Source organism: Stutzerimonas stutzeri, from assembly GCF_000590475.1.
Taxonomy (GTDB): domain Bacteria; phylum Pseudomonadota; class Gammaproteobacteria; order Pseudomonadales; family Pseudomonadaceae; genus Stutzerimonas; species Stutzerimonas stutzeri_D.
Window position 1 is genome coordinate 4,292,199 of record NZ_CP007441.1, and the last position, 20,648, is coordinate 4,312,846.

Consider the following 20,648-nt stretch of genomic DNA (forward strand, 5'->3'; position numbering starts at 1 on the left):
CGGGATGTACCGCAATCAGTAATGGGGCCATTCAGTGTCCGTGTCCTTTCCCGAAACCACGGCTGCACCCGAACCGGGCGCGACCTTCGCTCCCGCCTGGTGGCTGCGCGGCGGGCATCTGCAAACGCTCTGGAATTCCTTCTGTCGACGTGCGCCATCCCTGCAGCGCCGCCGCGAGCGGTTGTGGCTCGCCGACGGCGACTTCATCGACCTTGACTGGCATGGCCCGCATGATCCTGAAGCACCGTTGGTGCTGGTGCTGCACGGGTTGACCGGTTCGTCTAAGTCCCACTACGTGCTCGGCCTGCAGGAGCAACTGGCCGAAAGCAGTTGGGCCAGCGTCGCGATCAATTGGCGTGGCTGTTCCGGCGAGCCCAATCTGTTGCCGCGCGCCTACCACTCCGGCGCCAGCGATGATTTGGCCGAAGTTATCGCGCATCTGCAGACCGCCCGGCCGCTAGCGCCCCTATACGCGGTGGGTTACTCGCTGGGAGGCAACGTGCTGCTCAAATACCTCGGCGAAGCCGGCGTGGCGGCTCCACTGCAAAAGGCCGTGGCGGTATCGGTACCCTTCCGTCTCGATCAGTGCGCCGACCGCATCGGCCTGGGGTTTTCCAGGGTTTATCAGGCGCACTTCTTGCGCGAGATGGTGGCCTACGTGAAGAACAAGCAGCACCTGTTCGCCAGTCAGGGCAATACCGAGCACTTGACTGCTCTGCAGCGCCTCGGCTCCCTTCAAGGCATGCGCACCTTCTGGGACTTCGACGGCCGCTTCACCGCCCCGCTGCATGGCTACACCGACGCCAACGATTATTATCGCCGCGCCTCGAGTCGCTACTTCCTCCCCGACATCCGCATCCCGACCCTGCTGATCCAGGCCGAAAACGATCCTTTCGTCTTCCGCCACAGCGTGCCCGAACCCACTGAACTTTCGATATCCACCACCCTGGAACTGCACCGAAGCGGCGGACACGTCGGCTTCGTCGAGGGCTCACCGCTCAGGCCCCGCTACTACTTGGAGCGTCGTATACCGGAGTGGCTGGCAGGACGCTGATTGGCATCAAGCGAGCGTACCGAGCCGGCCGGGGACCCTGACTATCGCGCCGAGTCTTGCCCGCCTGGCGCTCTGATGCGCGGTTCCATCGTGAACGGAACATGGAGCCGTGGAAGCATCACCGACCGCCGGACGCGTGCCGTCCGCTACAAATTCTTCTTTGAGCATGAGTATCTGAATAATTGCCCGACGCAGCCTGTCCTTATCCAACCCCACATCAGGCGAGCTTGCATGCTGCAGAGAAACCGCACCCAGGACGTCACGATGATCGGGGCGTTGATTGCCCGCGCTTCCATCTGCTGTGGCGCCATGTCAAGGGTCCGGCACCGACGAACCCCTGGTAGAGACGCAGCGCGCTCAGCAAATGACTGACGCCAAGCGCGTGGCCAGCTGGGCGCGCGCTTGGTGAGGCATTGATGCAGACCTCCGCTTTGATGCTTTACGCTGCCGTTACCCAGCCGCTACCATCCACCCCCCACGCATGCGTCAGGACGCCGCGATGAATCGAGTGCTGTATCCGGGAACCTTCGATCCAATCACCATGGGCCACGCCGACCTGGTCGAGCGCGCCTCACGTCTATTCGATGAGGTGATCATTGCGGTCGCTGCCAGTCCTAACAAGAATCCATTGTTTCCACTCGAGCAGCGCGTAGCGCTGGCCCAGGAAGTCACTGCGCACCTGCCCAATGTCAGGGTGCTGGGCTTCTCCACGCTCCTGGCGCATTTCGTCATCGAGCAGAAGGCCAACGTTCTGCTGCGCGGCCTGCGCGCGGTGTCCGACTTCGAATATGAATTTCAGTTGGCCAATATGAATCGGCAACTGGCGCCTGACGTCGAAAGCCTGTTTCTGACGCCATCGGAAAAGTTTTCCTACATCTCCTCGACCTTGGTGCGTGAAATCGCCCGCCTTGGCGGCGATGTAACCAAGTTCGTCCATCCTTCGGTCATGAAAGCGCTGACCGAGCGCTACGCCTCGCGCTAGGGCACTCTACGGGGCGCCACGGGCGCAAGGACCGACAGATGGGGAAGCACTGCCGCGTGCACCCGGCGAACGGATGCGGCAAAATTGGCGCGTCGTTTTTACTGCGCTATGGCCCATGCCGTAGCTGGAGCTAGCTGGATGTCCCTGATAATCACCGATGACTGCATCAACTGCGACGTGTGCGAGCCCGAGTGCCCGAACAGCGCAATTTCCCAAGGCGAGGAAATTTACGTCATCGACCCCAATCTCTGCACCGAGTGCGTCGGCCACTACGACGAGCCGCAGTGCCAGCAAGTCTGCCCAGTGGATTGCATCCCGCTCGATGAAAGCAATGTCGAGAGCAAAGACGAACTGATGCAGAAGTACCTGATCATCACCGGCAAGGCCTGATCGGCAGACGCTCTGCGGCATCCCCCTGGCGGCGAGACCGGCCTCATCACCCCGTCAGCCAAGCTGACAACTCCATCAGCATGTAACCAGCCCCGGCAACACATTCAACGTTCCGGGTCGCTCCGGATAACCTCGAACGCCACCGAGGCCGTTACGGTTGTGCGCATTCAGCACCCACCGCAAGATCAGAATCGCAGCAGCATGGGCTCATGAACGACGAGAGTAAGTTTCTCAAAACAGCACGGCTTCGCGCGCGATCAAGCGGCGAAGCCGTGAGAAAGGCAGATCGAGTAAAGGGCGATCCGATGATGCTGGCTTGAATCAGTCCTGACGGTTGTAGCCGACGCGGGTGCAGCCGAGGCAGCGGGCAAAGGCGGCGGCGCCTGGTTCGACCACCAGCGCTTGCCCGGTTTCCTTGATGCCGCCCCCCATGGCGCTGAACGGCAGGCTGACGACGAACAGGCCGGCACCGATGACGGTCGCCGCGATCAGCAGCGGACGGGCAATCAGCAGATCGCCGACGATGGAAAAGGCTTTTGGGGCTTCAACGGTGTACATGGGATCGCCGCTGGCGTTCTGCTGCACCGATTGCGCCTGGGCCGGCATCGCCAGCAGGCCAGTGGACAGGGCCAAGACAACAGCAGTGGAGCGAAACAGATTCATGGTGTGGTCCTTCAGCTGGGCGAAACGAGGCAGATGATTGTAGTGTCGGCCACTATAGCAGTGGCCGTCGGTTGTTGATCGTGAACACCGTCAATGCCTGCACACTCGGACGGCATCATCGCTGGCAGCGTCCGCAGTAGACACTGGCGCGCTGGCCCAGACGAATCTCGCGCAACGTCGAGCCGCAGCTCTTGCAGAAATCCCCACCCCGACCGTAAACGAATAGCTCCTGCTGGAAATAGCCCGGCTTGCCGTCACCGCCGACGAAATCGCGCAAGGTCGTCCCGCCGCGCTCGATAGCGTAGGCGAGGATCCGCTTGATCTCGACGGCAAGCTTCAGATAACGCGCCCGCGAAACCGTACCGGCCGGCCGTCGTGGATCGATGCCGGCAGCGAACAACGCCTCGCTCGCATAAATGTTGCCTACACCAACCACCACCGCGTTATCCATGATGAAGGGTTTGATCGCCATGCTACGGCCACGCGACAGTTGGAACAGCCGGTCGCCGTCGAAGGCATCGCTGAGCGGCTCCGGCCCGAGATTGGCGAGCAGGACATGACTCAGCGGCTCATCGCTCCAAAGCAGCGCTCCGAAACGACGCGGATCGGTGTAGCGCAGCGCCATACCGGAGTCGAGCAGGATATCGACGTGTTCGTGCTTGCCCACCGGCAGATCGGCCGGCACCAGCCGCAGGCTGCCGGACATGCCCAGATGAACGATCAGCGTGCCTGCCTCCGCCTTGATCAGCAGGTACTTCGCGCGCCGCTCGACCGCCTCGATGCGCTGGCCGGACAGACGCACGTCGAGGTCGTCCGGAATCGGCCAGCGCAACCGACGCTCGCGCACGATCACGCGACTGACACGCTGACCGATCAGGTGCGGCTCGATGCCGCGGCGGGTGGTTTCGACTTCTGGGAGTTCGGGCATACGGGACAAATCGACAAAGGACCGGGGGGCGACCTTAGCAGCTAAGGCACAGTCGGGTCAGCCAACCCCCAGTTCGCGAATGATTTCGCGCTGGCATTCGAAATCGTATTCCGAGAGGCCAACATATTCGAGCACCAACTGCGCCACAGCATCCCATTCGTGGTCTTCCGGCTGATCACCCAACACGCGATGACAGGCGCAAATGTGCTCGGCCATCTTGAGGATCGCCAGCAGCGTCTTGACCTGCGGATCGCTCCATTCGTCATTGAACAGCGCCACTGCGTTGTGGTGGTTGGCGATCGCCTCGCACAAGTGCTGCGGTAGCTTCCACGAGCGCGCCACGAAATACCCGACCACCGAATGATTGGTGTTGAGCACTCGATTTTCGATATCGGTTATGCGGGTCTCGGCCCCGACGCTGGCATAGGCCTCCTCCAGCACCGCCATATATTCCGGAAAGCGGGTCAGCATCAGAGGAATACCGCAATTGTGGAAAAGACCCAGCGTGTACGCCTCGTCCGCCGCGGGATGCCCGATGCGCTTGGCCAGGGTCAGGCAGGTGCTGGCGACGTCCTGGGCCGAATCCCAGAAGCGGTTGAGGGTGACGATGGCCGCGTCGGTGAGCTCGCCGCGGATCGACTGCGCATTGATCAGGTTGATCACCGAGCGACAGCCGAGCAGATTGACGGCCTGCTGAATCGAAGCGATGCGATTGGCCAGACCGAAGAACGGTGAGTTGACCGTCTTCAACAATGCGCCCGACAGGCCTGGATCCTGGCTGATCAGCCTGGCGATGGCGCGCAGATCAGGGTCGGGCATAACCTGCTCCATTTGCAGGTCGACCATGATCTGAGGTTGCGGGGGAACACTTATGCCCTGCAGCACGCTGCGGATCTGTTCGTCTGTGAGTTCGATGGACATGGAAGCGACCCGCCTCGCGAGTAGCACTAGGCCACTAAAGAAAGAGTGCGAACTTTGGCCGAGTTCATGGTCGGATTTCAAGTAGACCAACAGGCAAACCAACGAAGAGGAAACGAAATGGCTGATTCTCTGAAAGGCAAACGCATCGCGATCCTGGTGACCGACGGTTTCGAACAGGTCGAGCTGACGGGCCCGAAGGAAGCGCTGGAGAACGCCGGTGCGACCGCAGAAATCATTTCGTCATCGAACGGTGAAGTGACGGGCTGGAACCACACGACGCCGGCGACCAAATTTCATGTCGACAAAACCTTCGACAGCATTCGGATGGACGACTACGACGCCGTGCTGCTTCCTGGTGGCGTGGTCAATTCCGACACCATCCGCACCGACGAAATGGCGCAGGAACTGGTTCGCGACGCGGCGCGTGCCAATAAGACCATCGCCGTCATCTGCCACGGTGCCTGGCTGCTAGCCTCAGCCGACCTGGTCAAGGGCAAGCGCATGACCAGCTGGCCATCGCTTACCGATGACCTGAAGAATGCAGGCGCCAACTGGGTCGACGAGCAGGTGGTGGTCGATGGAAACCTGATCAGCAGCCGCAAGCCGGACGATATCCCTGCCTTCAGCGAAGCGTTGGTCAAGGCACTCTCTGCCTGACACCCGTCCCGAGGCATCGGAGCCACCAGAGCACCGATGCCTCGCCGGACTGATGCAGTTTCCAACTCTTTCTTACATTTACGTTTCTTCCCGAGTCACACGGCATCCACAGCGCTTTTGTCCGCCCTCTCCCCTATAATCGCGCCCTTTTCCCGGAGCCCTCCCGATGACCCTGCCCAGCCTGCGCCTTAAAGCCAATGCCGATCGCCGTCTGCGCGCCGGTCATCTGTGGGTTTACAGCAACGAAGTGGACACCGCTGCCACCCCGCTGAGCGGTTTCGCCGCCGGCGACCAGGCGATCCTCGAAGCGGCTGGCGGCAAGCCGCTGGGCATCGTTGGCGTCTCGCCCAACAACCTGATCTGTGCACGCCTGCTATCGCGCGACCTTAAGCACAGCCTGGACAAGTCGCTGCTGGTGCATCGCATCCAAGTCGCCCTGTCGCTGCGCGAGCGCCTGTTCGATCAGCCTTGCTATCGCTTGATCTACGGCGATTCGGACCTTTTGCCAGGCCTTGTTGTGGACCGTTTCCACGATCACCTGGTGGTTCAGCTGGCCTCCGCCACCATGGAGCGCAATAAGGATGCGGTGCTTGAAGCGCTGGTGCAGGTGCTCAAGCCGCGCGGTGTGCTGTGGAAAAACGACTCCAGCGCCCGCGATGCCGAGGGCCTGGAGCGCTACGTCGACACTGCCTTCGGCGTAGTTCCGGAATGGGTCGCGCTGGAAGAGAACGGCGTCAAGTTCGAAGCGCCCGTACTGCAGGGCCAGAAGACTGGCTGGTTCTACGACCACCGCATGAATCGCGCGCGACTGGCCCCTTACGTCAAAGGCAAGCGTGTGCTCGACCTGTTCAGCTATATCGGTGGCTGGGGTGTGCAGGCTGCGGCGTTCGGTGCCAGCGAAGTGTTCTGCGTTGACGCCTCAGCCTTCGCCCTCGATGGCGTCGAGCGAAATGCCGCGCTCAATGGCGTCGCCGAGAAGATGACCTGCGTGGAAGGCGATGCCTTCGAAGCGATGAGGGAACTGAAGAACGCTGAAGAGCGCTTCGACGTGGTCATCACCGACCCGCCCGCCTTCATCAAGCGCAAGAAGGACATCAAGAACGGCGAAGCCGCCTACCGCCGTCTCAACGAAACCGCGATGCGCCTGCTCAACAAGGACGGCATCCTGGTCAGCGCCTCTTGCTCGATGCACCTGGAGGAAGACAACCTGCAGAACATCCTGCTCGGCAGCGCCCGTCACTTGGATCGCAACATCCAACTGCTCGAGCGCGGCGCGCAGGGGCCGGACCACCCGGTGCATCCGGCGATCAACGAGACCCGCTATATCAAGAGTCTGACCGTACGCTTGCTGCCCAACAGCTAAGCGGTGTAACCGGTGGGTCGGTGCCATAAGGTGGACTAGGCCGCGGGGCCCGTCCAGGAATGGGCAGCAGTGTGCTGCTCGCTTCATCACTTCGCTCGGCGAAGTGATGGTGATCCGGTTCAATGGCCGGCGCGCAGCAACGCACCATTGCGCGGCAGATGTTCTCGGGGCTGTATGAGCAGACCAACCCAGGGCATCCTGGCCATCGTCACCCTGTCGATTCTGTTCCCATTCCCCGCTTGGTAACCATCGAACTGCTGCGCCGAGCGGTTGCGCGGCATCGCGATTCCGCATTGAGATATAACGTCCCTCATGCAGGCCAACGCGCGGAGTAATGTGGCGCTGTTCGTCTGAACCGCATCGCCGTTATTATCGCCTGACGTCATAGAGACAGGGCCCGCCCCGCCTATCAACCTGCCTCGAGCGCGACACGCCCTGACCATGGATGCAGACCTGGTACACGCCCGACACTCAAATGAACAACGCCTGGCAGAGCAGGAGCGCGCCTTGCTGTTCGCCGAACCACATGCCGGGTCTCGCAAGCCTCATGAACGCGCCACCCCGCCACCGCAGGTACTGGAAGATCAGCGCATCCTGCTCGCGATCCGCTACATCGAGGCGCATCTGGAGCGGCCGCTGTCTCTTGATCGTCTGGCCTCCTGCGCCCACCTCAGTGCCTTCCACTTCCAGCGTCGCTTCCGCAAGGTGATGGGCGAGAGCCCCAGTGAATACATTCGCCGTACACGCCTCGACCGCGCCGCCATTCATCTATTGATCTACCCGGAGCCGGTGCTCTCTATCGCCTTCTCGATGGGCTACGCCAGTCATGAAGCATTTATTCGCGCCTTTCATCGACAGTTCGGTCGAACGCCGACCCAGTACCGGCAGTTTGCCCGTCAGGCGATTATTCCCACGACCGAGCAGGAACACCGTCGAGCGCAAGCGGTACAAATCGTCAGCCTGAAAGATCGCCCCCTTATCGGGATGCGTTTCTATGGCAGCTACGCGCGCGTCGCCGAGAATTGGCAGCGCTTCGCCGAGGAATTGCAGCGAATCGGTTACCCGCTGGGGCAGGCGCAGGCCGTCGGCGTGATTACCGACAACCCTGAAATCACTCCCAACGACCTGGTGCGCTACGACTGCGCTGTGCCTGATCTTGGCCATCCCATCGGTCAGTCGCCCTTGAGCCGTTTCACCCTGCCAGGCGGTCGCTATGCTTGCCTGGAACATAATGCCCCCTACAGCGAAGTGTTCGCCGCCTATCGCGCGCTGGCCACGGCCTGGCCACAGCGCTCCGGCGAACGCTTCGTGCCTCAGGGCGGTTATGAGCTCTATCGTCAGCCACCCTGGCAGGGCGACGGCTCCAGACAATGGCTGGATATCGCCCTGGGCCTGGAAAGCTGAGGCGCAAGAGCGCAAGAACTATCAAGCCGAAATGGCCACGCCCTTCCTAAGCTACGCCTTTTTTCGACACGCACCGGACAGACCGTCTCGGGGAGCCCGCGTGTAACACAGGGAAGCTGACCACCATGCGCCTCGCCACGAGCCTGTTGTCCGTTGCACTGGTACCGACTATCGGCCTTCTGCTGCCAGCCGCGCACGCCGCCATAGCCCCGGACGCCGGCCAGGTGCAGCAAGGTCTCGACCAGTCTCCTCTGCAACTGCCAGAGCGGCAGCGCCTCGAGCTCAACCTGCCCGACGCTCCGGTCGACCCCGCCGCCGACGCCGGCCAGCGCCTGCTGATCAATGGGTTCACTTTCGATGGCAACCAGGCCCTGACCAGTACGGAGTTGCTTGAGTTGCTCGTCGACCTCCCGGGGCGAGAACTGACGATCGGCCAGTTGCAAGGTGCAGCCAATCGCATCACCAGCGCCTACCGAGAGCGCGGCTATCCGCTGGCCCGCGCCTACCTGCCGGCCCAGGAGATCGACGGTGGCATGCTCAGGATCACCGTTCTTGAGGGCCGCTACGGTCGGGTGCAGATCAACGACCAGGCCGGGCTGCGTGGCAGCGCCCTCACCCCGATGACGGCCCTGCAACCCGGCGATGCGGTACAGAGCAGGCCGCTCGAGCGCAGCCTGTTGCTGCTCCAGGACACCCCTGGTGTGGAGGTAAAATCAACCCTGCGCCCCGGGGCCAGCACCGGCACCACAGACTTGCTTGTGGACCTGCAGCGCGCCCCGCTGATCGAGGGCTCGGTAGATGCCGACAACTACGGAAACCGCTTTGTCGGTCAGTACCGACTGGGCGGTACTCTTCATCTGAACAGCCCATTCGCTCTCGGCGACCGTCTGAGCTTGCGCGCAACGGGCTCCGAAGAGGGGCAGCGCTACGGCCGCATTGCCTATCAGTTGCCGCTCGGCCCTTGGGCGACACAGGTGGGCGTGGCCTATTCGGACATGGACTACCAACTGGGCAAGGACTTCGATGACCTCGACGCTCACGGCAATGCGCGTATCGCCAGCGCTTTCCTCCTGCAGCCGCTGGTGCGCTCGCGGGATTTCAGCCTCTACGGCCAGCTACAGTTCGACGACAAGCGCCTCACGGACGACATCGACCTGTTCGACCAGAAAAGCCATAAGCGCGCCCGCGTACTCGTCCTCTCACTCGTCGGCAACAGCCGCGATACCCTGCTAGGTGGCGGCCTCAACAGTTTCGCCCTGGCCCTGAGCCAAGGCAGCCTGAACATCGACGACCCTGTTCAACAGCGCATCGACGACCTCAGCGCGGGCAGCCGCGGCCAATTCACCAAGGTCAACCCGAGCCTGGTACGCCTGCAGCGCCTCACGGAGCGCTTCAGCCTCTACAGCCAGCTCCAGGGCCAATGGGCCAACCGCAACCTGGACAGCTCGGAAAAGCTCTACCTCGGCGGTGCCTACGGCGTACGCGCCTACCCGCAGGGTGAAGCCTCCGGCGACCAGGGCTGGCTGGCCAACCTTGAGCTGCGTTATGCGCTGAACGAGTCCTGGCAGTTGTCTAGCTTCGTCGATCACGGCCAGGTGCGTCTGAACAAGAACACCTGGATTGACGAAGACAACCATCGCAGCCTATCCGGCGCCGGTATCGGCATGCGCTGGGCCGCCCACAGCTGGCAGGTCGGTGCCGTTGCCGCCTGGAAGCTCGGCAACGCCCCAGCCGAAAGCGATGTAGAGCGCTCTCCGCGCATCTGGGCACAGGTGGTGCGGACGTTCTAGCCCTGGACGGCTCAGCCTTATAACAACGCCGGTCACAAACGCCGGTGCCAGCCAAGCGACACGAGGAAAACCTCCATGAACCGCAGCTACGCCCTCGTCTGGAACTCTAGCCTCGGCGTCTGGAGCGTGACCCACGAACATGCCCGACGCTGCGGAAAAGGGGCAGGCGCTGTGCTCGCCGTCCTGCTGTCGAGCCCTTTGCTCGCCCTGGCGGCCGACTTGCCAAACGGCGGCCAGGTAGTCGCCGGCAGCGGCAGCATCAGCACGCCGGCCGCTAACCAGATGGTCATCGACCAATCCAGCAACAAGCTGGCGGTCGACTGGCAAAGCTTCGATATCGGCACTGGCCACAAGGTGACCTTCAACCAGCCCGGCACCGACTCGATCGCCCTCAACCGAGTACTTGGCGCAGACGGCTCGAAGATCATGGGCACCCTCGAAGCCAATGGCCGGGTGTTCCTGATAAACCCCAACGGCGTGCTGTTCGGGGCCGGCGCCAGTGTCAACGTCGGTGGCCTGGTCGCTTCCACGCTGAACATCAGCAACAGCGACTTTGAGGCCGGCAACTACCGCTTCCAAGGTACCGGCAACAATGCCAGCGTCATCAACAACGGCCAGATCACCACAGCCGACGGCGGCAGCGTGGCCCTGCTCGGCGGCACGGTGAGCAACAACGGGCTGATAGTCGCCAACCAGGGCACGGTGGCCATGGCAGCCGGCAATGCAATGACACTGGATTTTGCCGGCGACGGGCTGCTCAACCTGCAGGTCGACGAGGCGGTGAAAGATGCTCTCGTGGAAAACCATCAACTGATCCAGGCCGACGGCGGCAACATCATCCTCACTGCCAGCGCAGCCGATGCCCTGCTGCAGACGGTGGTCAACAACACCGGCGTGATCCAGGCCCGCACCCTCGGCAAGAAGGAAGGCAAGATCGTTCTACTCGGCGACTTCGACGGCGGCACCGTACAGGTTGCCGGCACCCTCGACGCCAGCGCGCCCGCTGGCGGGAATGGCGGCTTTATCGACACCAGTGGCGCCCATGTGCAGATTGCTGAAGGAGCGAGTGTCACCACCAGGGCCGCCGCTGGCCAAACCGGCACCTGGCTGATCGACCCTACCGACTTCACCGTCAGCGCCGGCAGCGCCAGCCAGTCCACGAGCGGCATCGGCGCCACCACCCTCAGCGCCAACCTGCAGAACACCAGCGTCACGCTACAGACCGTGGCGAGCGGCAGCGAAAGTGGCGACATCAACGTCAATGCTGCCGTGAGCTGGGGCGCGGACACCACGCTGACGCTCGATGCTCACGGGCGTATAAACGTCAACAAGGACATCACCGCCAGCGGCGAAAGTGCTGGGCTCGTGCTGACCTATGGCAACGGTTATAGCCTGAACCACGGGGCACGCATTACCCTTTCCGGAGACAATGCCGGGCTTAGTCTCGGCGGCGTTGACTACACCATGATCCGCGACCTCAGCGCCCTGCAAGGCATCTCGGGAAGTGGCCACTACGCGCTCGCCATCGATCTCGATGCCGATGCGACCAGTACCTGGAACGCTGGAGCCGGCTTCGCTCCTATCGATGGCTTCAGCGGCACTTTCGCCGGCCTCGGGCACACCATCGACAGCCTGGTCATCAATCGCCCGAGCGAGTCGACTGTCGGTCTGTTCGGCCTGACTGCAGCCACCCTCCGCGATCTGACCCTAGCCAATGTTTCCATCACTGGCGCAGCCACGGTGGGTGGCCTGGTGGCACGGCTGAGCGGTAACACTGCCAGCCTGACCAATACCCATGTCACCGGACAGGTATCTGCGCAGGGCGATAGGGTCGGCGGGCTGGTGGGCTGGAGCGATCAGGGCGTCGTCAGCCAGTCTTCCTCTACAGCCACGGTCAGCGGGGCGAGCGAGGTGGGTGGTTTGATCGGCCGTAACCGTGCCGCCTCGGTCACGGACGCCTATGCAACGGGAGCGGTGACCGGTACGGGTAGTGCCATCGGCGGGCTGATCGGCAGCACCGTGCAGGGCACCACATTGACCAATGCTTACGCCAGCGGCCGAGTGACCGGCACTGGCGGGCTGGTGGGGAATGTTGATGGCGACGGCGCTACGGTCACCAACAGCTACTGGGACATGGACTCGACCGGCCAAGCAAGCAGTGCCGCCGGCACTGGCATCGATTCCACCAATGCCCGCACCCAAGCCACCTATGCCGGCTTCGACTTCACCGACACCTGGGTAATGTTCGAGGGAGATACACGGCCTATGTTGCGCAGCGAATACTCGACGACCCTCTTCACGCCCCATGCCCTGCAATTGATGGCGCTGGATCTGTCAGCCAGCTACCGTCTGGGTACCGACCTGAATCTCGGTGCAGCGCTTGCAGCCGACGGTAATGGCTACTACGGCGATGTCTGGGGAGCGGCAGGGTTCAAACCGGTGGGCAACGCCAGCACCCCCTTTACCGGTTCGCTGGATGGTCAAGGCCACCTGATTCGCGACCTCAGGATAAATCGCGCAAACGAAAGCGAAGTGGCATTGATCGGGCAGACCACCGCCGGGGCGCAGATTCACGACCTGGGAATGGTGGGTGGCAGCGTTCATGGCGGGTCCAATGCAGCCAGCCTGGTAGGCATCAACTACGGCGGCGTACTGAGTAACCTCTACACCAACTTAACCGTCAGCGCCACGGCGCGCGGCGCGGGTGGTTTGGTGGCACGCAATCGGGACAACGGCATCATTCGCAACAGCTATGCCACTGGCGATGTCAACGGCGCAGAGAACGTCGTCGGTGGACTGACCGGTGAGAACTGGGGCCTGGTGGAAAACTCCTATGCCACGGGCAACGTCACCGGAGTCGTATTTACCGGCGGCCTCATAGGTACCAACACAGGCACCATCCGCAATGCCTATGCCACCGGTCAGGTACAGGGCACACAGTATGTAGGCGGTTTGGCCGGGTATTCCGGCGGCTTGATCGAATACACCTACGCCACTGGCGGTGTGAGCGGAGTGACGTCCGTAGGGGGGTTGGTAGGCGATATATCAACCGGACGCGTAGCGGACTCGTTCTGGAATACCGACACCTTCACCGGCCCCGGCGCGGGCACCATTGGTGGATCTGCGACCGTGGAGAATCTACGCGGCCTGGACAGCACGGCGTTACGCGACGCCTCCAACTATGCCACCTGGGACCTGGCCACCAGCGGCGCCAGCGACGCGGTGTGGAGAATCTATGAGGGGCAAACCGCACCGCTGCTGCGCAGCTTTATGCAGAGCGTGACCATCACGGCGACGGATATCGGCAATAAAACCTACGATGGCCAGAGCAGCGGTACCAGCGGATATACAACTGATCTTGGCGATACCCTGGATGATGATTTGCTGCTTGGTAGCCTGACCTACTCCAGCGCCTCGCAGAACGCTGGCAGCTACAGCACCACCGATGGTGGTCTCAGCCTGGACGGGCTGTATTCGGGTCAGCAGGGCTACGACATCAGCTACGCCGATACTGCCCTGACCATCGACAAGGCCGCGCTCACTGTCACCGCGGCTGACGCCAGCAAGACGTACGACGGTCTCGCCTTCAATGGCGGTAATGGCGTCACCTATAGCGGCTTCGTCAATGGCGAGAACGCTGGCGTGCTCGGCGGCACGCTGGTCTACGGCGGTAGCGCACAGGGCGCGATCAATGCCGGCAGCTATGACCTGAACGCCAGCGGCCTCAGCGCTGATAACTACGCCATCAACTACACCGCAGGTAGCCTCAACGTCGACAAGGCCCAGGCCACCGTCACTGCCAACAGCGGCCTGGTGACCTACAACGGCCAACAGCAGAGCATTACCGGCTTTACCGCTACCGGCCTGGTCAACGGTGAAACGGCAGGCGTGCTCAGCGGCGTGAGTACCAATGGCGGCAGCGGCATCAACGCAGGCCGCTATACCCACAGCGCCAGCGGTACGGACGGCAACTACAGCCTGACCTTTGTCGACGGTGCCCTGACCATCGACAAAGCCGCCCTCAGCATCACCGCCCTCGATGCCAGCAAGACCTTCGACGGCATTGCCTTCGGCGGTGGTAATGGCGTCAGCTACAGCGGCTTCGTCAATGGCGAGGGGGCCTCCGTACTCGGCGGCGGCCTCACCTATGGCGGCAGCGCCCAGGGCGCGGTCAATGCCGGCAGTTATGACCTCAGCGCCAGTGGCCTGACCTCGGCCAACTACGACATTGCCTTCGTCGATGGCGTGCTGAGCATCGCCCCCCAACCAAGCAGCGAACCAACCACTGCGCCACCGTCCTACAACAATATTCTCGCCGCCATTCAGTCCAGCAATGACGCCGCCCAGGAAACGATTTCATTCAGCACGAGCGACCCTTATCAGATCAGCGGGACCGGTATCCGAATGCCCGACGGACTGTAGTCACAGAGTAAACCCTTCAGGCAGGATGAGTCGGTTAGCAAGCTCCCCGGCCCGGCTGAGGCGAGTAGCCGTCCCATTCCTCGGTGCAACAATCGGCGCCCAATCCCGGGCGCTGGTCCGTTCGCCCAGGCCAGCCTTTCCCCTGACGCCAGGCGCGGCGTAGAATCCGATCATTCCTCGCCAGAAATCCTCCGGCGAGTCCGTGAGTCCAGGCCGTACGAAACGGTGATCCCGTTTTGTCATGCAGCCCCCTAACCACACGGCGACCTGCCGTTCGACGACGCTCACAGCACACACAACCGAATTAGCCGCAGGACCACCGTCATGCCCGATTACCGCTCGAAAACCTCCACGCACGGCCGCAACATGGCCGGTGCCCGCGCGCTGTGGCGTGCCACCGGCATGAAGGATGAAGATTTCAAGAAGCCGATCATTGCCATCGCCAACTCGTTCACCCAGTTCGTGCCCGGCCACGTGCACCTGAAGGACCTGGGTCAGCTGGTCGCCCGCGAGATCGAGAAGCACGGCGGCGTGGCCAAGGAATTCAACACCATCGCGGTCGACGACGGCATCGCCATGGGCCACGACGGCATGCTCTATTCGCTGCCTTCGCGAGAGATCATCGCCGACTCGGTGGAATACATGGTCAACGCGCATTGCGCCGACGCCATCGTCTGCATTTCCAACTGCGACAAGATCACCCCCGGCATGCTGATGGCCGCCCTGCGCCTGAACATCCCGGTGGTGTTCGTTTCTGGCGGCCCGATGGAAGCCGGCAAGACCAAGCTGGCCAGCCACGGTCTGGACCTGGTCGATGCCATGGTCATCGCCGCCGACGAAAGCGCTTCCGACGAAAAGGTTGCCGAATACGAGCGCAGCGCCTGCCCGACCTGCGGCAGCTGCTCCGGCATGTTCACCGCCAACTCCATGAACTGCCTGGCCGAAGCCCTGGGTCTGGCCCTGCCGGGCAACGGATCGACCCTGGCCACCCACTCGGACCGCGAGCAGCTGTTCCTGCGCGCCGGTCGCACCGTCGTCGAGCTGTGCCAGCGTTATTACGGCGAAGGCGATGCATCGGTACTGCCGCGCAACATCGCCAGCCGCCGCGCGTTCGAGAACGCGATGACCCTGGACATCGCCATGGGCGGCTCCACCAACACCATCCTTCACCTGCTGGCCGCTGCCCAGGAAGCCGAAGTGGACTTCGACCTACGCGCCATCGACGCCCTGTCGCGCAAAGTGCCGCAGCTGTGCAAGGTCGCGCCGAACATCCAGAAGTACCACATGGAAGACGTACACCGCGCCGGCGGCATCTTCTCCATTCTCGGCGAATTGGCCCGCGGCGGCCTGTTGCACACCGACGTACCGACTGTGCACAGCCGCAGCATGGAAGAAGCCATCGCGCAGTGGGACATCACCCAGACTCAGGACGAGGCGGTACACACGTTCTTCAAGGCAGGTCCAGCCGGCATCCCGACACAGACGGCGTTCAGCCAGTCGACCCGTTGGGACACGCTGGACCTGGACCGCGCTGAAGGCTGCATCCGCAGCGTCGAGCACGCCTATTCACAGGAAGGCGGCTTGGCCGTGCTCTACGGCAACATCGCCCTTGACGGCTGCGTGGTGAAAACCGCAGGCGTGGATGAATCCATCCATGTCTTTGAAGGCACGGCGAAGATCTTCGAAAGCCAGGACAGCGCCGTGAAGGGCATCCTCAATGACGAAGTGAAGGCCGGCGACATCGTCATCATTCGCTACGAAGGGCCCAAGGGCGGCCCGGGCATGCAGGAAATGCTCTATCCGACCTCGTACCTGAAATCCAAGGGGCTGGGTAAGGATTGCGCCCTGCTCACCGATGGCCGCTTCTCCGGCGGCACCTCGGGCCTGTCCATCGGCCATGCCTCGCCGGAAGCCGCCGCGGGTGGCGCCATCGGCCTGGTGCAGGACGGCGACAAGGTGCTGATCGACATCCCCAACCGCAGCATCAACCTGCAGGTCAGCGATGAAGAGTTGTCCCACCGCCGCATCGAGCAGGACAAGAAGGGCTGGAAGCCCGCCGCACCGCGCGCGCGTAAGGTGACCACAGCGCTCAAGGCGTACGCTCTGCTCGCCACCAGCGCCGATAAGGGCGCGGTGCGTAACAAGGCGATGCTGGAAGACTGACCGCCAGAGTCATTCGCTGAAAATAAAAAGCCCGACCTTCGCGTCGGGCTTTTTTCTCATGGGCTCACGTTTACTCGGTGATTGCTGGCTCCAATCGAATGCCGTCTATCTGTAGCGCCTGGAAGCGTGATGGAACGAGCTGAAAAGCCCCGTTACGCAGGCGGTCGACCAGCGCCTTGCCGTTGAGTGCCCCTTGCGGTACCTGCAAATGCCCCCGATGGCGCCATACATCGTCATCGCGACGACCAATCACCGTCATGGCCCTCGGTCGCGCATCACTGATCAGCAGCACTTCCGGCTGGCCATCGTCATCCAGATCGACAGCGAACATCCCGCAGTCTGCTGCCTTGCAAGGTTGAGTACCGACTGCATGGGCAAGCGAGCCATCGGCATCCGGCAGCGGCTCGCCTATCCAAGGCAACGGAGGCGTCTCGGAGGCTTCCCGCTTGTGCTTCCACGCCCAGTAGTTGTTCACCCAGTCGAGCCGTTGCAGATGGGCCTGGAGCCGGGCGCGCCGCGCGTCGTCTTCCCAAGGTTCATTTAGCTGCTGACGCAGCGCTTGCAAATACTGTCGTCCCGGCTCGCCCAGCTGAAAGCGCAGCGCACCTAGGTCGGTGCGTTCGACCGGCACATGAGCATCACGCAGTCGCTGATACTGGTTGGCGGCGCTCAATTGCAGCGGACTGAGCGCCGGGACATGCAACAGCACCAGAAGAAACGCGACGAACAGCGCCATGGGTGGATTGCTCTGCCTCAGGCCGCTCAGCCACGAAGGACCGCGCCGCAGTACCGCGGCGACCAGCGCCAGCCCATACAGCATCGCGACGAGGGCCAGCAACGCGGCCAGCACGCGATCGGGCGTCAGTCCGTACTGGCCGATACGCAGCCACAGCGCATGGATCGCGAGCCCGGCCAGCAACGGTAAGCACAGCGAGCTGACGTCCGCCAGCAGCCGCAGGGGCCGGGGGTAATGGGCGGTCTGCAGGCCATCCTGCACGACACCGTTGAGCAACACGATATTCGCGAACACCAGCGCCAGCAGGATCGGCGTCGCATGGCGTGTCGCCCATAGCGGAGCCAGACCGGTGAACGGCAGAAAGACCACGAACAGCAGCAGAATCGCCACCGTCAACGGCAGTAGAAAACGGCACATGGCCTGTAGCACATTGCGCAGCGCATCGATGACCTGGCCGCGCTCCAGTCCGATGCGCAGCCCAGCGGCGACGACCATGGCACTGGCTATCCAGACGAAGCCTTGCGAACTGAAAAGCCGCTTGAACTGATCAACGCCGAGCATGCTGAACAGGCCCGACCAGAGCCAGATCAGCAGCCAGAAGACCCCGAGCATGACGAGCGCCATGAACAGCAGCAATCCGTTGTTCCAGGCGTGGCGGTAAAGCGCGCTATAGTCGAAGCGCCGACGATGCGCGGGGTCACGTGCCTGGATGAACGGCGTGAGGATGTAGGCCAGTGCCAGCTGGCTCCAGAGCAGCAGCGTGCCGGTCGTTTCACCCAGGCGATACCAGCGCGGCTGATCGAACTGAACGGCGAGCCCAGCAGCCAACACAGCGGGCAGCAGAACCGCGGGAAGCAGCAGCTTCCATCGATCCGCTTCACGCAAATGTCCCCAGAGCATCTGCAACTGCCAGCCACCGACCACAACCAGCACGACCAGGGCCGAGCACAGTGACCGCCAGAGCGTCCCGTGAGGCCAACTCTCACTCGCCATCCACAGCGTCAGGCCCTGCAACAGGCCCAACGCCAGAAATGCCACGAAGGGTCGCCCCTCACTTTCCGGTTGCATGCGTGTTCCTTCCGTTGCAAATCCGATCTGGCCGACAGGGCCGTTGACGGCCGCCTTGATCCGCTGCCGGCGGCTCAGCATCTCGGCGCCAATATAGGCAGAGCAGGTTATGGGGCCGTCTTGGCCACCGCAACGTGACGCCTTCGCCAGTGTGACCGAGTCGATCAGCCAATCTGCCTCTTCTAAGCGGTACAAGCCTGACATGACGGCACTGCCTTGCTTGCCGCCGCCACTCCCTTCGATCCACCTCTCTGCGGTCTCCCTCCACCGAGGCTGTGCATTCCACGGTAACCAGTCGTCGGTTAGCCGACCGCGTCTCTGTGATGGAAAACAGCGCTGGAGGGCCTTGGTTCGCCCGCTGGCGAAGCTCGTCGCCATGGGAGCCGGATCCTACGAACCAAAAATGTATACAAATAAGTAGCCAATAAAGAATTTAATTGTCTACATTGATCGCACAAGAACAACTGCGAGAAAGGGATCACCATGACAGCCTCATCCGCAAAAACGTCACCTGAGAACCGCCCGGAAGACGAAAATCTAGGTATCGGTGCCAATCTGGCCTACGGTCTGCAGCATGTGCTCACCATGTACGGTGGCATCGTTGCCGTACCGCTGATCGTGGGCCAGGCTGCCGGACTGTCTCCGGCGGACATTGGCCTGCTGATCGCCGCTTCTCTGTTCGCCGGTGGCCTTGCCACGCTGTTGCAAACCCTCGGCCTGCCGTTTTTCGGCTGTCAGTTGCCGCTGGTGCAGGGCGTCTCCTTTGCCGGGGTGGCGACCATCATTGCAATCATTGGCAGCGAGGGCGCTGGCGGAATGCCCGCCGTGCTCGGCGCGGTGATCGCCGCTTCGCTGATCGGCCTGTTGATCACGCCCGTATTCTCGCGGATCACCAAATTCTTTCCACCCTTGGTGACGGGCATCGTCATCACTACGATCGGTCTGACGCTCATGCCGGTCGCAGCGCGATGGGCCATGGGTGGCAACAGCCAGTCGCCGACTTTTGGCAGCGTGGCCAATATCGGTCTGGCAGCCGTCACTCTCTGCACCGTGCTGTTATTAAGCAAGCTGGGCAGCGCCAGCATCTCGCGCCTGTCGATCCTTCTGGCAATGGTGATCGGCACTGTCATTGCGGTGTTCTGCGGCATGGCGGATTTTTCGCAGGTGCTCGACGGCCCGCTCGTGGCCATGCCGCAACTGCTGCACTTCGGCATGCCTGAGTTCCACGTCGCGGCGATTCTGTCGATGCTGATCGTGATCATCGTCACCCTGGTGGAAACCTCAGCGGACATCCTCGCGGTGGGCGAAATCATCGGCACTCGGGTCGACTCCAAGCGCCTCGGCAACGGTCTGCGGGCGGATATGATTTCCAGCAGCCTGGCGCCGCTGTTCGGCTCATTCACCCAGAGCGCGTTCGCGCAGAACGTGGGCCTGGTCGCGGTGACCGGCGTGAAGAGCCGCTACGTGGTCGCGTTCGCCGGTCTGATACTGGTGACACTCGGCCTGCTTCCGGTCATGGGTCGACTGGTTGCGGCCGTGCCAACGGCGGTACTCGGTGGCGCGGGAGTGGTGCTGTTCGGCACGGTGGCGGCCAGTGGCATCCGCACCCTGGCGCAGGTCGACTATCGCAACAACATGAACCTGATCATCGTCGCCACTTCGATCGGCTTCGGCATGATCCCGATCGCGGCGCCTTCCTTCTACCACCAGTTCCCGGCCTGGTTCGAGACGATTTTTCACTCAGGCATCAGCTCGGCCGCGATCATGGCGATACTGCTGAATCTGCTGTTCAACCACCTGACAGTCGGCAACTCGGATCAGCAATCGGTCTTCGCCGCGGCCAACGAACGAACCCTGCGTTTCCAGGATATCGCTGCCCTCAACCACGGCGACCATTTCCACGACGGCAAGCTGTATGACGTGGACGGCAACGAGGTGCAAGTAGTGGGCGCCGAAGACCACGGCGCCCCCACCCAGCCACCACAGGCCAAGGTGAAGGAATCCGTACCTACAGCTGAATAGCGCCGCGGTAAGGTCAGCAATGAAATATTGATGCTCGCCTCACCGAGGCAGGCATCAATTTCTTCAGGTCTGTTTTCGATATTGT

At 62.4% G+C, this 20,648-nt stretch carries 14 protein-coding genes; 10 read left to right on the plus strand and 4 right to left on the minus strand.

All coding sequences use genetic code 11. From position 1 onward, the window contains the following. Positions 1-34: 34 nt before the first annotated feature. The 3 genes from CH92_RS19500 (at position 35) to CH92_RS19510 (ending at position 2,426) form a co-directional block, all read left to right on the plus strand. The gene (locus tag CH92_RS19500; RefSeq protein ID WP_025243439.1) at positions 35-1,054 is read left to right on the plus strand and encodes a hydrolase; all 1,020 of its coding nucleotides are present in this window, start codon (positions 35-37) and stop codon (positions 1,052-1,054) included. Between the two features lie 499 nt (positions 1,055-1,553). Beyond that, complete coding sequence (gene coaD, locus CH92_RS19505) at positions 1,554-2,036, plus strand: pantetheine-phosphate adenylyltransferase (protein WP_025243440.1); 483 nt, start codon at positions 1,554-1,556, stop codon at positions 2,034-2,036. Between the two features lie 138 nt (positions 2,037-2,174). Beyond that, positions 2,175-2,426, plus strand: coding sequence for a YfhL family 4Fe-4S dicluster ferredoxin (locus CH92_RS19510; protein ID WP_025243441.1), 252 nt, complete (start codon positions 2,175-2,177; stop codon positions 2,424-2,426). Between the two features lie 321 nt (positions 2,427-2,747). Here CH92_RS19510 and CH92_RS19515 read toward each other — a convergent pair whose 3' ends face one another. The 3 genes from CH92_RS19515 to CH92_RS19525 all read right to left on the minus strand — a co-directional run bounded on the left by CH92_RS19515 (position 2,748) and on the right by CH92_RS19525 (position 4,938). Beyond that, on the minus strand, positions 2,748-3,089 hold the full coding sequence (locus CH92_RS19515) for a hypothetical protein (protein ID WP_025243442.1): 342 nt from the start codon (positions 3,087-3,089) through the stop codon (positions 2,748-2,750). A 115-nt stretch (positions 3,090-3,204) separates the two neighbouring features. After that, positions 3,205-4,017: a bifunctional DNA-formamidopyrimidine glycosylase/DNA-(apurinic or apyrimidinic site) lyase gene (mutM, locus tag CH92_RS19520; RefSeq protein ID WP_025243443.1), complete on the minus strand. Its 813-nt coding sequence runs from the start codon at positions 4,015-4,017 to the stop codon at positions 3,205-3,207. A gap of 57 nt (positions 4,018-4,074) precedes the next feature. Continuing rightward, positions 4,075-4,938 carry an HDOD domain-containing protein gene (locus CH92_RS19525; RefSeq protein WP_025243444.1) on the minus strand — a complete coding sequence of 288 codons (864 nt, stop codon included), beginning with the start codon at positions 4,936-4,938 and terminating at the stop codon, positions 4,075-4,077. Positions 4,939-5,055: 117 nt separating this feature from the next. On the opposite strand from CH92_RS19525, the gene CH92_RS19530 reads away from it, so the two are divergent. The 6 genes from CH92_RS19530 to ilvD all read left to right on the plus strand — a co-directional run bounded on the left by CH92_RS19530 (position 5,056) and on the right by ilvD (position 16,737). Continuing rightward, complete coding sequence (locus CH92_RS19530) at positions 5,056-5,595, plus strand: type 1 glutamine amidotransferase domain-containing protein (protein ID WP_025243445.1); 540 nt, start codon at positions 5,056-5,058, stop codon at positions 5,593-5,595. Positions 5,596-5,761: 166 nt separating this feature from the next. Further along, the gene (locus tag CH92_RS19535; RefSeq protein ID WP_025243446.1) at positions 5,762-6,958 is read left to right on the plus strand and encodes a class I SAM-dependent rRNA methyltransferase; all 1,197 of its coding nucleotides are present in this window, start codon (positions 5,762-5,764) and stop codon (positions 6,956-6,958) included. A gap of 441 nt (positions 6,959-7,399) precedes the next feature. Further along, positions 7,400-8,362, plus strand: a complete 963-nt coding sequence (locus CH92_RS19545) for an AraC family transcriptional regulator (RefSeq protein WP_025243448.1) — start codon at positions 7,400-7,402, stop codon at positions 8,360-8,362. Positions 8,363-8,487: 125 nt separating this feature from the next. Next, the gene (locus CH92_RS19550) at positions 8,488-10,152 is read left to right on the plus strand and encodes a ShlB/FhaC/HecB family hemolysin secretion/activation protein (RefSeq protein ID WP_025243449.1); all 1,665 of its coding nucleotides are present in this window, start codon (positions 8,488-8,490) and stop codon (positions 10,150-10,152) included. 75 nt (positions 10,153-10,227) lie between these two features. Continuing rightward, positions 10,228-14,574, plus strand: a complete 4,347-nt coding sequence (locus tag CH92_RS19555; RefSeq protein ID WP_025243450.1) for an MBG domain-containing protein — start codon at positions 10,228-10,230, stop codon at positions 14,572-14,574. 324 nt (positions 14,575-14,898) lie between these two features. Then, the gene (ilvD, locus tag CH92_RS19560; protein ID WP_025243451.1) at positions 14,899-16,737 is read left to right on the plus strand and encodes a dihydroxy-acid dehydratase; all 1,839 of its coding nucleotides are present in this window, start codon (positions 14,899-14,901) and stop codon (positions 16,735-16,737) included. Positions 16,738-16,807: 70 nt separating this feature from the next. On the opposite strand, the gene CH92_RS19565 is transcribed toward ilvD, so the two are convergent. Further along, positions 16,808-18,541, minus strand: coding sequence for a DUF4153 domain-containing protein (locus tag CH92_RS19565; protein ID WP_025243452.1), 1,734 nt, complete (start codon positions 18,539-18,541; stop codon positions 16,808-16,810). Positions 18,542-19,024: 483 nt separating this feature from the next. Here CH92_RS19565 and CH92_RS19570 point away from each other — a divergent pair, with 483 nt between their 5' ends. Beyond that, positions 19,025-20,563: a nucleobase:cation symporter-2 family protein gene (locus tag CH92_RS19570; RefSeq protein WP_025243453.1), complete on the plus strand. Its 1,539-nt coding sequence runs from the start codon at positions 19,025-19,027 to the stop codon at positions 20,561-20,563. Positions 20,564-20,648 lie beyond the last annotated feature (85 nt).

Excerpts from the sequence above, each read along its gene's own strand:
- coaD (WP_025243440.1), top strand. The coding sequence starts at position 1,554 with ATGAATCGAGTGCTGTATCCGGGAACCTTCGATCCAATCACCATGGGC.
- CH92_RS19510 (WP_025243441.1), top strand. The coding sequence starts at position 2,175 with ATGTCCCTGATAATCACCGATGACTGCATCAACTGCGACGTGTGCGAG.
- CH92_RS19515 (WP_025243442.1), bottom strand. The coding sequence starts at position 3,089 with ATGAATCTGTTTCGCTCCACTGCTGTTGTCTTGGCCCTGTCCACTGGC.
- mutM (WP_025243443.1), bottom strand. The coding sequence starts at position 4,017 with ATGCCCGAACTCCCAGAAGTCGAAACCACCCGCCGCGGCATCGAGCCG.
- CH92_RS19525 (WP_025243444.1), bottom strand. The coding sequence starts at position 4,938 with ATGTCCATCGAACTCACAGACGAACAGATCCGCAGCGTGCTGCAGGGC.
- CH92_RS19530 (WP_025243445.1), top strand. The coding sequence starts at position 5,056 with ATGGCTGATTCTCTGAAAGGCAAACGCATCGCGATCCTGGTGACCGAC.
- CH92_RS19535 (WP_025243446.1), top strand. The coding sequence starts at position 5,762 with ATGACCCTGCCCAGCCTGCGCCTTAAAGCCAATGCCGATCGCCGTCTG.
- CH92_RS19545 (WP_025243448.1), top strand. The coding sequence starts at position 7,400 with ATGGATGCAGACCTGGTACACGCCCGACACTCAAATGAACAACGCCTG.
- CH92_RS19550 (WP_025243449.1), top strand. The coding sequence starts at position 8,488 with ATGCGCCTCGCCACGAGCCTGTTGTCCGTTGCACTGGTACCGACTATC.
- CH92_RS19555 (WP_025243450.1), top strand. The coding sequence starts at position 10,228 with ATGAACCGCAGCTACGCCCTCGTCTGGAACTCTAGCCTCGGCGTCTGG.
- ilvD (WP_025243451.1), top strand. The coding sequence starts at position 14,899 with ATGCCCGATTACCGCTCGAAAACCTCCACGCACGGCCGCAACATGGCC.
- CH92_RS19565 (WP_025243452.1), bottom strand. The coding sequence starts at position 18,541 with ATGCAACCGGAAAGTGAGGGGCGACCCTTCGTGGCATTTCTGGCGTTG.
- CH92_RS19570 (WP_025243453.1), top strand. The coding sequence starts at position 19,025 with ATGACAGCCTCATCCGCAAAAACGTCACCTGAGAACCGCCCGGAAGAC.